Source organism: Burkholderia anthina (assembly GCF_902498995.1).
Classification (GTDB): domain Bacteria; phylum Pseudomonadota; class Gammaproteobacteria; order Burkholderiales; family Burkholderiaceae; genus Burkholderia; species Burkholderia anthina.
Window position 1 is genome coordinate 229,345 of the sequence record NZ_CABVLY010000002.1, and the last position, 14,923, is coordinate 244,267.

Sequence of the window (14,923 nt, forward strand, 5' to 3'; positions counted from 1 at the left end):
CGCCTATTGTCTACCCAAGCGTGCCGGCGTGCGCTCGAACGAGCGGGCCGGCACGCTCGCGGTTCAGGCCGCGGCCTTGCGCGTCGCGTCGATCAGCGGCACGCCGGTCAGCTTCTGCAGTTCGTCGAACGACAGGTCGGTGAAGATCTCGCTCACCGCGAGGCCGTCGGCCGTCACGTCGAGCACGGCGAGATCCGTATAGATGCGGCTCACGCACTGCACGCCGGTCACCGGATACGAACACGCCGCGACGATCTTGCTTTCGCCCTGCTTCGTCAGGTGCTCCATCATCACGAACACCTGCTTCGCGCCGATCGCGAGATCCATCGCGCCGCCGACGGCCGGAATCGCATCGGGCGCGCCGGTATGCCAGTTCGCGAGGTCGCCGTTCACCGACACCTGGAACGCGCCGAGCACGCAGTAGTCGAGGTGGCCGCCGCGCATCATCGCGAACGAATCCGAGTGATGGAAATACGCGCCGCCGGTGAGCAGCGTCACGTGCTGCTTGCCGGCGTTGATCAGTTCGTCGTCTTCCTCGCCGGGCGCGGGCGCCGGGCCCATGCCGAGCAGGCCGTTCTCGCTGTGCAGGAAGATTTCCTTGGCTCGATCGAGGTGGTTCGCCACCAGCGTCGGCACACCGATACCGAGGTTCACGTACGCGCCTTCGGGGATGTCCTGGGCGACGCGCTTGGCCATTTCATCGCGGGTCAGTCGTTTCATGTCGGGTCTCCTCTGGCGGTCAGGCGGCTTGCGATGCGGCACGTTCAGCGGCCAGCTCGGCCGCATGCGCGGCCTGCGGCACTTCGACGACGCGCTGCACGAAAATGCCCGGCGTCACGATGTGTTCCGGGTTCAGGCCGCCGAGGGGCACGACTTCCGACACCTGCACGATCGCGACCTTCGCGGCGCTGGCCATGATCGGCCCGAAGTTGCGCGCGGTCTTGCGATACACCAGGTTGCCCCAGCGATCGCCCTTGTACGCCTTGACCAGCGCGAAATCGGCGTGGATCGGCGTCTCGAACACATACGACTTGCCGTCGATCACGCGCGTTTCCTTGCCCTCCGCGAGCTTCGTGCCGAAACCCGTCGGCGTGAAGAAGCCGCCGATGCCGGCACCCGCCGCGCGGATGCGCTCCGCGAGGTTGCCCTGCGGCACGAGCTCCAGCTCGATTTCGCCCGCGCGGTACAGCGCGTCGAACACCTGCGAGTCGCTCTGGCGCGGGAACGAGCAGATGATCTTGCGCACCCGCTTGGCCTTGAGCAGCGCGGCGAGACCGGTCTCGCCGTTACCCGCGTTGTTGTTGACGATCGTCAGGCCGCGCGCGCCCTGCTCGATCAGCGCGTCGATCAGCTCGGACGGCATGCCTGCCGTGCCGAAACCGCCGATCATGATTGTCGCGCCATCGTGGACGTCGGCGACGGCCGACTGAAGCGATTCGAAAATCTTGTTGACCATGTCTCTTCCTGATACGAACCCGCGGCACGATGCGCGGCCTGTCGAGGGGACACGCGCGTGTCGCGTGCCGCGCCGGAGACCATCGTCGGCCTTCGGCATTTGTTCGCTAATCGAACCTAGATTCGATTAGCGAACGATGGGCCGATCATAGAGTCGCGCACAGCGCGTTGTCAAGGCGGGATGCCTCGGGGGTCGCCGCATCGTCGAACGGCAGCCCGACGTAGTTTTCGGCCAGCGACTGCGCGGCGGCCCGCGAGCGCGTCACGTATTTCAGTTCCGCGAGCTTCAACCGGTTGACGAACGGCGTGTCGTCCGGCGACGCGTGGAGCATGTTCGTCATGAAGTACGAGAAGTGCTCGGCGCGCCACACGCGCTCGAGGCAGGTTGCCGAATAGCGCTCGAGCGGCGCCGCGTCGCCGTTCCGGTAGCGCGCGCCGAGCGCGCGGGACAGCGCGCGGACGTCGGCCACCGCGAGGTTCATCCCCTTCGCGCCGGTCGGCGGCACGATGTGCGCGGCGTCGCCGGCGAGGAAGAGCCGCCCGTGCTGCATCGTCTCCGACACGAAGCTGCGCATCGGCGTCACGCTCTTTTGCGTGATCCGGCCCTCGGTGGGCGTCCAGCCGGTGTCGTTCGAGAAACGCGTGTGCAGTTCGTCCCAGATCCGCGCGTCGGACCATTCGGCGAGGTTTTCGTCGGGCTGGCACTGCAGGTACAGGCGCGTGACCGTCGGCGAGCGCATCGAGAACAGCGCGAAACCGTTCGCATGATGCGCATAGACGAGCTCGTCGAGCGACGGCGCCGCGTCGGCAAGGATGCCGAGCCACGCGAACGGGTACACGCGCTCGAACGTATTCAGCCGCTCGGCGGGAATCGTCTGCCGCGCGATGCCGTGGAAGCCGTCGCAGCCGGCGATGTAGTCGCAGTCGATGCGCTCGGCGCGGCCGTCCGCGTGCTTGAACGTGACGAACGGGCGCTCGCTTTCGACGTCGTGCAGCGCGACGTCGCTGACGTCGAAATGCATCGGGTGGCCATGCGCGTCGCCGGCCGCGATCAGGTCGCGCACGACTTCATGCTGGCTGTAGACGGTGATCGCGCGCCCGCCGGTAAGCGCGCTCAGGTCGATGCGGTGGCGCTGGCCCGAAAACAGCAGTTCGATGCCGTGATGCTCGAGCCCTTCGCGGCGCATCCGGTCGCCGAGACCGGCTTCGTTCAGCGTGTCGACCGTGCCCTGCTCCAGCACGCCGGCGCGGATGCGGTTCTCGCAGTATTCGCGCGAACGCGCTTCGACGAGGATGGAATCGACGCCTTGCAGGCGCAGCAGGTGGGAAAGCAAAAGGCCGGACGGACCGGCGCCGATGATGGCGACTTGGGTGCGCATTGTTCGTCTCCTGAACATTGGTTCGAGTAATGGAAACAATTTGAGCGCTTTCCCGACTATGCGGCAACGCGATTTTGGAGATAAGTTGTATACGTCTTTCCGATAGTGGCCTGGCGATGGATGCCCTCGATCTGAACCTCATTCCCTACCTCGTCGCGCTCGACGACACGCGCAACGTGAGTCGCGCCGGCGACCTGCTCGGCGTGAGCCAGCCGCGCGTGAGCACGGCGCTCGGCCGCCTGCGCGAGTATTTCGGCGATCCGCTGTTCGTACGCACGTCGCGCGGAATGGAGCCGACGCCGCGTGCGCTCGCCCTGCTGCCGGCCGCGCGCGATGCGCTCGCGCAGATCGAGCGCGGCCTCGTCGCGCCGCACGACTTCGACCCGGCGGCGAGCACGCACACGTTCTCGATCGCGCTGTCGGACGTCGGCGAGATCGTGTTCCTGCCGAAGCTGCTGCAGGCGTTCGCGACACACGCGCCGTACGCGAACCTGCGCTCGGTCTCGCTCGCGCACGACGAAGTCGGCCGCGGCCTCGAAGCCGGCTCGATCGATCTCGCGGTCGGCTACTTCCCCGATCTCGACGGCAACAACTTCTTCCAGCAGCGACTGTTTACGCACCGGTTCGTCTGCCTGATGCGGCGCGGCCATCCGCTCGAACAGGCGCGCCCGTTCACGGCCGGGCAGTTCCTCTCGTGCGGGCACGCGGTGGTGCGCGCCGAAGGACGCAGCCAGGAGGTGCTGGAGAAATACCTCGCGAAGCAGCGCATGCAGCGCCGCGCGGTGCTCGAGACGCCGCACTTCATGAGCCTGCCGTTCATCCTGAGCCGCACCGACCTGATCGCGACGGTGCCGCACGCGATCGGCTATGCGTATGCGGCCGAGCACGCGTTCATCGTGCCGGTCGAGCCGCCGTTGCCGCTGCCGCGCTTCGACCTGAAGCAGCACTGGCATCGCAAGTTCCACAACGACCCGCGCACCGCGTGGTTGCGCGGGGTCGTCGCGTCGCTGTTCAACGACGAACAGGACGAATGGCCGAAGTGAGGAAAGGTGAACGACGGGTGAGCGGGCGGCCGCACGCACGACCCGCGAAAGCATGAAACAATGACCGGATCGCGCCGCCGCGGGCGGCTGAATTCGATGGAGCGACCTGATGGGTAAAAAATCCGCGCGGCCCGAGCCGGCCGCATCCCGACCGAGCCGGGAAGAAGCCGAGGATGCCGTTCGCGTGCTGCTGCGCTGGGCCGGCGACGATCCCTCCCGCGAAGGCCTGCTCGACACGCCCGCGCGCGTCGTGCGCGCCTACGAACAGTTCTTCGCCGGCTACGCGCTCGACCCGCGCGACATCCTCGCGCGCACCTTCAGCGAAGTCGACGGCTACGACGAGATGATCGTGCTGAAGGACATCCGCTTCGAGAGCTACTGCGAACACCACATGGTGCCGATCATCGGCCGCGCGCACGTCGCGTATCTGCCGAACCATCGCGTCGTCGGCATCTCGAAGCTCGCGCGCCTCGTCGACGCGTTCGCGAAGCGCCTGCAGATCCAGGAAAAAATGACCGTGCAGATCGCCGACACGCTGTTCGACGTGCTGCAGCCGAAGGGCGTCGGCGTGATTCTCGAAGCCGCGCACCAGTGCATCTCGACGCGCGGCGTGCACAAGCCGGGCGTCGAGATGGTCACGTCGCGCATGCTCGGCACCTTCCGCACCGATCCGTCGACGCGGCGCGAATTCCTGTCGATCGTCGCGAATCCTTCTTCAGTCAACCTGACGAATACGTAATGCAGTCTACGAAGCAAGCGGCGAACGCGCCCGTCGTGCTCGTGACCGGCGCCGCGCGCCGGGCCGGGCGCGCGTTCGCCGAGTATTTCGCCGCGCACGGCTATCGCACCGCGGTGCACTACGACCGCTCGGCCGAGGCCGCGCAAGCGGCGGCCCGCACGATCGCCGAACGCGGGCACGATTCGGCCGCGCTGCAGGCCGACCTGTCGGATGCCGCGCAGATCACCGCGCTGATCGACCAGGTCTATGCGCGCTTCGGCCGCCTCGACGTGCTGGTCAACAACGCGTCGGTGTTCTGGCAGGATCACTTCCCGAGCTTCGACCTCGCGGCGTTCGACCAGGCGTGGGCCGTCAATTGCCGTGCGCCGATCCTGCTCACGCGCGCGTTCTACGAGCGGGCCCGCGCGGCCGGCACGCAGGGCGTCGTCGTCAACGTGGTCGACCAGAAGATCAAGGAAAACTTCCACCGCGACCACTTCAGCTACACGGTCGCGAAGGCCGCGCTCGGCAACCTCACGCAGATGCTCGCGCTGTCGTCGTCGACGGTGCTGCGCGTGAACGCGGTGTTCCCCGGCTTGATGCTGCCGAGCGACGACCAGACGCAGGCCGACTTCGAACACGCGAGCCGCGCATCGACGCCGCTCGCGCGCATCGCCGGCCCCGACGACGTCGCCAGCGCGATCCTGCTGCTCACGGGCAGCGCGTACAACGGCGTGGATTTCGTCGTCGATGCGGGGCAGAACCTGATCCGCGTCGATCAGGACGTGCTGTACAAGCACCGCTCGCCGGCCGGCAAGCACTGAGGCTCGGTGAGCGAAGGCGGCTGCGCGCCGCCTGCGTGCGCCGGGTCGCGCGGCTTTGCGCCGCTCACGCGCGACGCTCGCTGGCGGCGGTCAGGTCGTCGCTCCATCGTGCGGCGTCCACTCCATTCCACCTCGTCCGCCGCGTCGCCCGGGCATTCGCACAGCTCGTCCGCAGCGTCCGCCCCATGCCGCTGCGTCGTACGGCGCGGCGCCCGGGCGTTCGCGCACCGCGTTACGGCTTCTCGCCGCTCCCGCCTTCCCGAACCTTGCCCTGCGCGACACTCGTGCCGGGCGGCACGCTGTGCGTGAGCCACACGTTGCCGCCGATCACCGAGCCGCGCCCGATCGTCACGCGGCCGAGAATGGTCGCGCCCGCGTAGATCACGACGTCGTCCTCGACGATCGGATGCCGTGCGTTGCCCTTGACCAGCGTGCCTTCGCCGTCGGCCGGGAAGCTCTTCGCGCCGAGCGTGACGGCCTGGTACACGCGCACGCGCTCGCCGATGATCGCGGTTTCGCCGATCACGACGCCGGTGCCGTGGTCGATGAAGAAGCTCGGGCCGATCTGCGCGCCCGGGTGAATGTCGATGCCGGTAGCCGAGTGTGCGATTTCATTGATGAACCGGGCGAGCAGCGGCACGCCGAGCCGGTGCAACGCATGCGCGAGCCGATGGTGCATCATCGCCAGCACGCCGGGGTAGCACAGCAGGATTTCGGTGATGTGCTGCGCGGCCGGATCGCCGGCGTACGCGGCCTGGATGTCGCTGACCAGCAGTGCGCGGACCGACGGCAACTGCCGCCCGAACTCGCGCGCGATCTCGAATGCGCGCTCGTCGAGCGCCGCGAACGGCGTGTCCACATGCTCGGGCAGGAACGGCAGCGCGCGGCGAATCTGCTCGGACAACACGCGCAGCGTGCTTTCGAGCGTATGGCCGACGTAATAGTCGACGCTTTCGTCGGTAAGATCGGGCGCACCGTAATGCGTCGGAAACATCGACGCGCGCAGGCCGGTGACAATCTTGCAGATCGCGTCGCGCGACGGCAGTTCGCGAATGCCGCGCGGATGACGCGTGCGATGGAGTTCCTCGCGCGACTCGCGCAAACCGGCGACGATTTCTTCGAGGCCCCACTGACGGGCGGGTGATGTCGACATATGCCAATGCAGGCAGCCGCGCGCAGTCGCACGGCCGCTAATAAAGTGACGGGTTCCGCAAGATTACCGCGTTTTTCGTCCGGCAGCGGCCCGCGGTGGATCGGCCGGATGGCCAATGCGGCCGGTGCGCGACGGCGTCAGATCGCGATGCTGCTCGCGTCGATCCAGCGCACGGCCCAGTCGCGCGCGTGCGCGATCGCAGCGCCTTCGTCGTTGAACTGGAGTTCGATCGGAAAAAAACGATTGGCAACGAGTTCCCCGTCGCTCGATCGGGAGATCACGACATAGGGCTTGAACGACCCGTCACTGGCGCGCGCGGGCGCGCAATTCAACAGATAACCGCGGTGCGTGAAGGCAGTAGTCGCTTGCATGAATCCGCCACCTCTAGTCCCTTGCTTTGTTGTTCACTACCCGTCTTTAAGGGTGCTGCGGCCCCCGGCGCGGGCAGAGACGGCGAGATCGCTTCCCCTCTCGCCGCTTCGCAGGAAAAGAATCATACTCTGTAGAAAACGCGTGTTCTAGCTGAAATAAATCACGACAAATCAATGCGCGCCGCGCGACCGCGGCGATCGCCCGCGCGCCTTTTCCCGTCGTGCCCGGAACGGGACTTGCTTCGATCCGGAGCGCTTCGCCGCCAGGAGAGCCGCGATGGAATCGTCAGCTCAAGCGCACACCGCGCATCCGCGCAGCATCGAACTCGACAACGACGACACGCACGACAGCACCGTCGACACCGACGGCAAGAATCGCGAGGCGTCGCGTCTTGCAGGCGGCGCGATCTCGCCCGATCAAATCACGCGCAGCAACGCATCGCTCGTCAACGCAATGCCCGAAGCCGGCGACGGCTTCGCGGGCTTCGACAGCCGCCCCGGCGGCAATCACCCGGCGTTCGCGCTGCGGGCCGGCTACACGGTGATCGAGAAAGGTTTCGATGCACCGCCGCACGCAGGCGACGAACTGTTCGGCCCGGTTCACCGGATGTACGGCAGCGCGTACTGGCCCGGGCACGGACGCCGGCCCGAACGCGTCATCGAGATCGCCGCGGTGCCGAGGTAGCGCGCGGCGTTTGAATCGATCGTTCGTTTGCCGGAGCGGCGCGCGGGCCGATGGTTCGCGCGGGCCCGGCTTGTGTTCGGCGCGCACGCGGACGATCTTCCGTATCGGTGTCGATACCGGCGCCGGTTCGCGGCGACGCGCGGGTGCGCCGCGCGCTTTCGATCGATGTGAATGCATCGATGTTGATCGAAATCAGGTTATTCGCAGTTCGGTTGCGATCCAATGGAGGCACGCGCGCGATTCGGCTTCGCCAAAGCGGACGTTGTCGTGCATCGGCGGACGGTACCGCACCCCGGACCATCGCGCGACGCCTGTGCGGCCGCTGCCGTCGCGATGCGGTATCCGCACGGCGCTCGTCCGCCGTCATCTCGCCGCAGACTGCCGCAACGCGCCCGTCACGCAGCGCAACATGCGGCGCGCGCATGGCTCGCGATCGGCGCGCGCCGCTGCAACGACACAAGCGCCGCGATCGCGCGTGCCGATCGAGACGACCGGCATGTCGATGCAAAGTCCCTGCCGTTGGTTTACTCTGCCTCGCAGCAACGCACGGTCTGCCCGGCCGTTCGGCCGACTTCCGTTCAACCCGCCACTCGGAGACACTATGTACAAGCGCATTCTGGTTGCCATCGACGGCAGCGACACGTCCCGCCATGCATTCGATGCCGCACTCGCACTCGCGAAAGAACACGGCGCGGAACTGCAGCCGTTCTACGTCGTCGAGAACGCCGCGATCTACTACAACGTGCCGGGCTACGATCCGTCCGTGCTGCGCGACCAGCTCGTCGCGCAAGGCAACGCGCTCGCGGCGGATTTCACGAAGCTGATGCAGGCGGCGGGCGTGAAGGGCGAGACGCTGATGAGCGAAGCGTCGTCGCTCAACGACGTCTCGACGCTGATCCTCGATGGCGCGAAGGCATTCGGCGCCGATCTGCTGGTGCTCGGCACGCACGGCCGGCGCGGGTTCCGCCGCCTCGTGCTCGGCAGCATCGCGGAACAGTGCGTGCGCCACGCGACGTTGCCCGTGCTGCTGATCCCGGCCGCCTCGCACACGGATGAGCAGGAGGGCTGAACATGTTCGCGCGCGCACCGTGCTCACGCAACGGCCGGCATGCGCGCGCGGTCGCGACGTTTTGTCACCCGACCGCGCCAATTTGCGGTGGGACAATGATTCTGTCGATTCAACGCCGGAGTAAACGATCATGCTGACGCCCGTCGCCACACGCCCCGCCGCCCCTTCCCATGCAGGCAACTGGGCTCCCCGCCAGGCCCCTCATTGCTCGTCGTGCGCAATGCGTCATCTGTGCATGCCGCAGGGCCTCGCACCCGAAGCGCTCAGCCGCCTCGAATCGGTCATCTGCGCGGCTCGCCCGGTCAAGCGCGGCGAAGCGTTGTTCCGCGAAGGCGATGCGTTCGACAACCTGTATGCCGTACGTTCGGGTTCGCTGAAAACCGTCGCCACGCGCCATGACGGCCGCGAACAGGTCACCGGCCTGCACCTCGCGGGCGAAGCGCTCGGCCTCGACGGCATCTGCGACGACACGCACCCGCGCACCGCGGTCGCGCTGGAAGACAGCTCGGTCTGCGTGATTCCGTACAGCGCGCTCAAGTCGCTGTGCTCGGAAGCCGGCACGATGCAACTACGCATGCACAAGCTGATGAGCGAGCAGATCGTGCGCGAAACGTCGCAGACGATGCTGCTCGGTTCGCTGAATGCGGAAGAGCGCGTCGCCGCGTTCCTGCTCGACGTGTCGCAGCGCTACCTGAAGCGCGGCTACTCGCCGTCGGAATTCAACCTGCGGATGACGCGCGAAGACATCGGCAGCTACCTCGGCATGACGCTCGAAACGGTCAGCCGCACGCTGTCGAAATTCCAGAAGCGCGGCCTGATCGAAATGCAGGGCCGCCTCGTGCAGATCGTCGACTTCGACGGCCTGCATCACGTCTGACCCGGCCCGGCGCGTGCGATACGCGCCGCATGCCTTCCCCGTCCGATCAGTCGAGAAACAGCGCGGCGCGCGCCTTCAGCGCCGCGCTGAAATCGTCGAGCCAGCCGATCGACAGGCGCCAGCTCTGCCAGTAAAGCTCGATGTCCACCGTCCGCCCGCGCGACATGTCGACCAGTTCGCCCGCTGCCAGCTGGCGATCGACCATCCGGTCCGGACACATTCCCCATCCCAGCCCCGTTTCGCATGCGCGTAGATACCCGGCGACGTGCGGTATCCAGTGTTGCGGCGGATCGAGCTCCGCACGCGTCACGCGCCGGATGAAACGCGCCTGCAGCCCGTCCTTCGGATTGAACATCACGCACGGCGCGCGGCGCAGCGCATCGCGCGTGATGCCCGCGCCGAAATAACGGTCGTGAAACGCCGGCGAGCACACCGCGCGATAGCGGATGCGCCCGAGCCGCGTCGACCTGCACCCCTGGATCGGCTCGGCCTGCGCGGTCACCGCGCCCTGCACGCTGCCGTCGCGGATGCGCGCGGCCGTGTAGTCCTGATCGTCGATCACGAGGTCGAGCAACGTCTCGCGCTCCGTGCAGAACGGCCCGACCGCGTCGATGAACCACGTCGCGACGCTGTCGTCGTTCACGGCCACGCGCAGCGTCGGCCATGCGCTCGCGATCTGGCCCGGCAATACGGGCATCCGGCCGCCCAGTTCGGCCTCGAGCAACTGCACGCGCTCCGTATGCCGGCACAGCAGCGCGCCCGAGGTCGTCGCGACGCACGGCTGCCCGCGCTTGACCAGCACGCTGCCGACACGCTCCTCCAGCAGTTTCACGCGCTGCGACACCGCCGACGGCGTGACGTTCAGCTCCCTGGCCGCCCGTTCGAACGAGCCGTGCCGGATCACCGCCGCGAGGGCGTCGAGCAACGCGTAGTCCAGCATTAGATTTCCTTAATCGACATTAGGTGAATTAGCTTCTCTTATTCCGGGGCTGACCGCAGACTAGCGCCAACCGATTCCCCCGTCTACTGCTGTCAATTCCCCATCATGAACTGGATCGCTTTTTCTCACGGCGTGGCCCTGTGCGCGTCGCTCATCGTCACCATCGGCGCGCAGAACGCGTTCGTGCTCCGGCAAGGCATCATGCGCTCGCATGTCGGCAAGATCGTGCTGCTGTGCGCGCTGTCGGACATGATCCTGATCGGCACGGGCGTCGGCGGCGCGTCGGTGCTCGTCGAACGCTATCCGACCTTCGTCCACGCGGTGCTGTACGTCGGTCTCGCGTATCTCGCGTGGTTCGGCATCAACGCGCTGCGCCGCGCGTTCAAGCCGGGGCACGAAACGCTCGACGTCCGCGGCGACGCCGTCGCGCCGCCGCCGCAAAGCGCGGCCGCGATCGTGCTGATGACGCTCGCGTTCACGTGGCTCAACCCGCACGTGTATCTCGACACCTTCCTGCTGATCGGCACGGCCGGCGCGCGCGAGCCGGAAGGCGCGCGCTTCGCGTTCGCCGTCGGCGCGATGTCGGTCAGCGTCGTGTGGTTCCTCGGGCTCGGATACGGTGCGCGACTGCTCGCGCCGTGGTTCCGCAAGGCCGTCGCGTGGCGCGTGCTGGACGGCGCGATCGGCGGGATGGTGCTGTTCCTGGCGGCGGTACAGTTGCGATAACACGTTCGCCGATCGAAGCCCGGGCGGCAGCTTGCCGCCCGCACGCAGCAACCCTCCCTCCGTTTCTCCCGCCCGCATCCGCGACGAAATTCAGTTCCAGATCGAACGCAGCCGACCGGATCACCACGCAACGGACGACGCGTCCGCTATCCGCCGCGATTCCTCCGCCTCCACGGCGGCGGGCCGGCTGCACGATTTCGAGCGATCGGCGAGAATGTCCCGAGTCCCGCGACAACGGCGCAAGCGCGTCGCGCCCCGCCGTCTCGTCGCCGTCATCTCGTCCCATCCCGTAGTTCGATCCCGTCACCTCGCAGATTTCGGAGAGAAACATGGCACTACGCACCCTCGGCACGTCGGACATCCAGGTTTCACCGCTCGCCTTCGGCGGCAACGTCTTCGGCTGGACCGTCGACGAGAACGCATCGTTCGCGCTGCTCGACGCGCTCGCCGACACCGGCATCAACTTCATCGACACGGCCGACGTCTATTCGGCCTGGGCGCCCGGCAACAGCGGCGGCGAATCGGAAACGATCATCGGCAAGTGGCTCAAGCGCTCCGGCAAGCGCGAACAGGTCGTGATCGCGACCAAGGTCGGCATGCTCGCCGCGCGCGCGGGGCTGACCAAGGACAACATCCTGAAGGCCGCCGACGATTCGCTGCGCCGCCTGCAGACCGACTACATCGACCTGTATTTCTCGCACCGCGATCTCGCCGACACGGCCCCGCTCGAAGAAACCCTCGCCGCATACCAGACGCTGATCGAAGCAGGCAAGGTGCGCATCATCGGCGCATCGAACTACAGCGGCGCGCGCCTGCGCGAAGCCGCCGACATCAGCCAGCGCGACGGCCTGCCCGCATACCAGGTGATCCAGCCGGAATACAACCTGATCGACCGCGCCGAATACGAGCGCGATCTCGAACCGGTCGTGCGCGACCTGAAGCTCGGCGTCGTCAACTACTATGCGCTCGCGAGCGGCTTCCTGTCGGGCAAATACCGCAGCGAAGCCGATCTGAAGAAGAGCGTGCGCGGCAGTCGCGTCGCCGGCTATCTCAATGAGCGCGGGCTGCGCATCCTCAAGGCGCTCGACGACGTGTCGGCCAAGCACGGCACGCAGCCGGCCGCGATCGCGCTCGCCTGGCAGATCGCCCGGCCGACGATCACCGCGCCGATCGCCAGTGCGACGTCGCTCGAACAGCTCGCGCTGCTCGGCGAAGCGATCCGCGTGCAGCTCGACGACGGCGATATCCGCAAGATCGACGAGGCCAGCGCGGCCTGACGTCGTCTGCAACAGCACAGGCCGGTCGGTGGAATCGCGTCGTGCAGCGGTTCCGCGGCCGGCCCGTGTCATCTGCGTTCCGGTATTGCCGCATGCGGGGCGCATGAAATTCGCGCGTGGCGGCTCGATACAATGGCGTGCGTCCCGACGGCCGGGCGGCTCGACCTGATCGAACCGGTATCCGTGCCCGGACGAACACCACGCACGGAACCGCCCATGCCCAGGAACACCCGCCGCTCCCGTTACGCCCGCCTGCCCTCCGCGGCCGTCGCCGCGCTGCTCGCGTTCGCGTTCGCGTTCGCGCCGGCGGTATCCCATGCCGGCTGGTACGAGGTCGTGAACTACACCGGCACGATCGGCCGCGCCCCCGTCCACGTGTCGCTGCAGACTTACGACGCGCTCGACCACAACGACGCGGGCCGCTGGCGCGTCGACGGCAGCTACTACTACGACGCGCATCGCACGCCGATTCCGCTGCAGGGCCATCGCGAGCCCGACGGCCGCATGACGCTGTGCGAGGCGTCGCCGCCCGCCTCGACTGCCGAATCGCCGGTCGTGCCGCCCGCATCGCCGTCGCGGCCGAAGCCTTGCCCGATCGCGATCGCCGTCACGGGCAAAACGGCAACCGGCCTCTGGGACGACGGCCGGAAGACGCTCCCGGTCGCGCTGAACGAAGTCGGGCGCCTGAACGACAACGATCGCGATCACCTGCAGCTCGACGGCACCGTCGACGTCCCGATGTGGTCCCGTACGAAAACGCACATGCTGGTCGGCGTCTACACGCTGTCCGACCAGTGCGGGATCGCGATGCGATCGCTGCGCGCGGTGAACGTCGCGACGGGCCGCACCGATCGCACGATCGCGCTCGGATGCGATGCGGGGATGGTGATGACGTCGATCTACGCGAACGTCGCCGATGCACAGCGTGACGGCCACGTGACCGTCGAGTTCCGCGACAGCAAGATGGGCTACGAGCAGGACGTTTCGCTCGGACTGCCGGCCGGTTCGTCGAAGTAAGCCCGCGTCAAACCGGACAACCTAGGGCCTGTTCACGCTAATAACGGGCTTGCGAACGTGCCTTTCCGCCCGTCCCCCAAGGGGACGGGCGGAAAGGCACGTTCCCCTATTTGGAAAATTCATTCGTGGGGCCAGCGCAAGCCCGTTATTAGCGTGAACAGGCCCTATCCCGAATACGCGCCCATGTCTTGCCTGCCACGGCCACCATCGTTGACCCGGAAGGACATCCGCCCGCAATCCGCCGCCCCTCGCGCGTCCCGGCCCGGCCCCGGGTCTTTCACCGATTGACCGCGCCCCGCGACGTGCCCGAGACTGCGCCGCTCGGGCGGTCATTGGGAGAACGTCATGCCGGACATCAGCACGGGAAGCGTCACGATCTCGACGCGCGCCGTACGCGGCGACGAACGCGTCGACTTCTGGGTCGACCACGTCGCCCGCTCGCTCGTGCGCATCGAGTGCAGCGGAAAATCGTCCGAAGGCATCGACGCGACGCTGCGCAGGCGCGACCTCGGCCTGCTCGGCGTATGCGACATCGTCGCGAACCGGCACGCGGTCGTGCGCACGCCGCACAACATCCACGCGGACCAGCGCGACGCCGTATTCGTCTGCCTGATGCACGAAGGGCAAGGCTATACGTTCCAGGACGTCGAATGCATCCAGCATGCGCCCGGCGACATCGTGCTGTACGACACGTCGATGCCGTACGGCCACGGCTTCCCGGCCAACATGGCGATGACCGTGCTCGACGTGCCGCGCGACATCTTCGAGGCGCGCGTCGGCCCGTGGCGCTACCGCAGCGTCGTCAAGATCGACCGCGGCGACGGCGTCACGTCGTGGGCCGTGCAGCGGATGTACGCGCTGCTCGCCGAGCCTTATGAAGCGACGCCCGACGCACGCGAACGGCGCGCCGCGACGATGCTCGACGTGATGCAGTCGATGCTGCGGCTGCGCGACGGCGACGCGTCGCCAACCAAGTCGACCGCCCATACGCTGTCGCGCGCGAAGACGTTCATCGACAGCCATCTCGCCGACGACGATCTCGACAGCCAGACGGTCAGCCGCGCGCTCAACCTGTCGCCGCGCCAGCTCGCGCGCGTGTTCGAGATCGAAGGGATGCCGCTCACGCGCTACATCCTCGCGCGGCGTCTCGAACGCTGCCGCGCCGACCTGCGCGACCGGTCGCTGAAACACCTGACGGTCAGCGAAATCGCATTCCGCTGGGGGTTCAACAACAGCGCGCACTTCAGCCGCAGCTATCGCGCGCGCTTCGGCGAGACGCCGAGCGACACGCGCGTGCCGGCCGAAGCCCGCTAGCGCCCGTTCGCGCCCGGCGCCGCCGTGTCCCTGCGAGGCAAGCACGGCGGCCGTCCCGGTCAAATAGGTCCGCAT

General features: G+C 67.3%; 16 protein-coding genes. 10 read left to right on the top strand and 6 right to left on the bottom strand.

The window, feature by feature from the left end; translation table 11 throughout:
- Nucleotides 1–63: 63 nt before the first annotated feature.
- The 3 genes from BME24068_RS03880 to pobA all read right to left on the bottom strand — a co-directional run bounded on the left by BME24068_RS03880 (nucleotide 64) and on the right by pobA (nucleotide 2,834).
- Nucleotides 64–720: a 3-oxoacid CoA-transferase subunit B gene (locus tag BME24068_RS03880; RefSeq protein WP_174925210.1), complete on the bottom strand. Its 657-nt coding sequence runs from the start codon at nucleotides 718–720 to the stop codon at nucleotides 64–66.
- A 19-nt stretch (nucleotides 721–739) separates the two neighbouring features.
- On the bottom strand, nucleotides 740–1,456 hold the full coding sequence (locus tag BME24068_RS03885; RefSeq protein WP_006756646.1) for a 3-oxoacid CoA-transferase subunit A: 717 nt from the start codon (nucleotides 1,454–1,456) through the stop codon (nucleotides 740–742).
- Nucleotides 1,457–1,601: 145 nt separating this feature from the next.
- Nucleotides 1,602–2,834: a 4-hydroxybenzoate 3-monooxygenase gene (pobA, locus tag BME24068_RS03890; RefSeq protein WP_174925211.1), complete on the bottom strand. Its 1,233-nt coding sequence runs from the start codon at nucleotides 2,832–2,834 to the stop codon at nucleotides 1,602–1,604.
- Between the two features lie 116 nt (nucleotides 2,835–2,950).
- Between pobA and BME24068_RS03895 the strand changes: the two genes are divergently transcribed.
- The 3 genes from BME24068_RS03895 to BME24068_RS03905 all read left to right on the top strand — a co-directional run bounded on the left by BME24068_RS03895 (nucleotide 2,951) and on the right by BME24068_RS03905 (nucleotide 5,419).
- Nucleotides 2,951–3,877 (top strand): LysR family transcriptional regulator, encoded by a 927-nt coding sequence (locus BME24068_RS03895; protein WP_096500955.1) that lies wholly within the window; start codon nucleotides 2,951–2,953, stop codon nucleotides 3,875–3,877.
- Nucleotides 3,878–3,986: 109 nt separating this feature from the next.
- Complete coding sequence (folE, locus tag BME24068_RS03900; RefSeq protein ID WP_096500957.1) at nucleotides 3,987–4,616, top strand: GTP cyclohydrolase I FolE; 630 nt, start codon at nucleotides 3,987–3,989, stop codon at nucleotides 4,614–4,616.
- A complete protein-coding gene (locus tag BME24068_RS03905; protein ID WP_174925212.1) occupies nucleotides 4,616–5,419 on the top strand; it encodes an SDR family oxidoreductase in 804 nt (267 codons plus the stop codon). Before folE ends, BME24068_RS03905 begins: the two co-directional genes overlap by 1 nt.
- Nucleotides 5,420–5,651: 232 nt before the next feature.
- On the opposite strand, the gene epsC is transcribed toward BME24068_RS03905, so the two are convergent.
- Nucleotides 5,652–6,572: a serine O-acetyltransferase EpsC gene (gene epsC, locus BME24068_RS03910; RefSeq protein ID WP_096500961.1), complete on the bottom strand. Its 921-nt coding sequence runs from the start codon at nucleotides 6,570–6,572 to the stop codon at nucleotides 5,652–5,654.
- A 137-nt stretch (nucleotides 6,573–6,709) separates the two neighbouring features.
- On the bottom strand, nucleotides 6,710–6,943 hold the full coding sequence (locus BME24068_RS03915; RefSeq protein ID WP_096500963.1) for a hypothetical protein: 234 nt from the start codon (nucleotides 6,941–6,943) through the stop codon (nucleotides 6,710–6,712).
- 277 nt (nucleotides 6,944–7,220) lie between these two features.
- On the opposite strand from BME24068_RS03915, the gene BME24068_RS03920 reads away from it, so the two are divergent.
- The 3 genes from BME24068_RS03920 to fnr all read left to right on the top strand — a co-directional run bounded on the left by BME24068_RS03920 (nucleotide 7,221) and on the right by fnr (nucleotide 9,574).
- Nucleotides 7,221–7,628, top strand: coding sequence for a DUF3005 domain-containing protein (locus tag BME24068_RS03920; protein ID WP_096500965.1), 408 nt, complete (start codon nucleotides 7,221–7,223; stop codon nucleotides 7,626–7,628).
- A 601-nt stretch (nucleotides 7,629–8,229) separates the two neighbouring features.
- Nucleotides 8,230–8,697, top strand: a complete 468-nt coding sequence (locus BME24068_RS03925; protein ID WP_096500967.1) for a universal stress protein — start codon at nucleotides 8,230–8,232, stop codon at nucleotides 8,695–8,697.
- Between the two features lie 130 nt (nucleotides 8,698–8,827).
- Nucleotides 8,828–9,574, top strand: coding sequence for a fumarate/nitrate reduction transcriptional regulator Fnr (gene fnr, locus BME24068_RS03930; RefSeq protein WP_096500969.1), 747 nt, complete (start codon nucleotides 8,828–8,830; stop codon nucleotides 9,572–9,574).
- A gap of 46 nt (nucleotides 9,575–9,620) precedes the next feature.
- Here the strand turns inward: fnr and BME24068_RS03935 are convergent, their stop codons facing one another.
- Nucleotides 9,621–10,514: a LysR family transcriptional regulator ArgP gene (locus BME24068_RS03935; protein ID WP_174925213.1), complete on the bottom strand. Its 894-nt coding sequence runs from the start codon at nucleotides 10,512–10,514 to the stop codon at nucleotides 9,621–9,623.
- Nucleotides 10,515–10,619: 105 nt separating this feature from the next.
- Between BME24068_RS03935 and BME24068_RS03940 the strand changes: the two genes are divergently transcribed.
- The 4 genes from BME24068_RS03940 to BME24068_RS03955 all read left to right on the top strand — a co-directional run bounded on the left by BME24068_RS03940 (nucleotide 10,620) and on the right by BME24068_RS03955 (nucleotide 14,848).
- On the top strand, nucleotides 10,620–11,240 hold the full coding sequence (locus BME24068_RS03940; RefSeq protein ID WP_096500973.1) for a LysE/ArgO family amino acid transporter: 621 nt from the start codon (nucleotides 10,620–10,622) through the stop codon (nucleotides 11,238–11,240).
- 329 nt (nucleotides 11,241–11,569) lie between these two features.
- Nucleotides 11,570–12,517, top strand: coding sequence for an aldo/keto reductase (locus BME24068_RS03945; RefSeq protein ID WP_096500975.1), 948 nt, complete (start codon nucleotides 11,570–11,572; stop codon nucleotides 12,515–12,517).
- A 216-nt stretch (nucleotides 12,518–12,733) separates the two neighbouring features.
- Nucleotides 12,734–13,534, top strand: a complete 801-nt coding sequence (locus BME24068_RS03950; protein WP_239007630.1) for a hypothetical protein — start codon at nucleotides 12,734–12,736, stop codon at nucleotides 13,532–13,534.
- Between the two features lie 345 nt (nucleotides 13,535–13,879).
- On the top strand, nucleotides 13,880–14,848 hold the full coding sequence (locus BME24068_RS03955; RefSeq protein WP_174925214.1) for a helix-turn-helix domain-containing protein: 969 nt from the start codon (nucleotides 13,880–13,882) through the stop codon (nucleotides 14,846–14,848).
- Nucleotides 14,849–14,923: the final 75 nt, after the last annotated feature.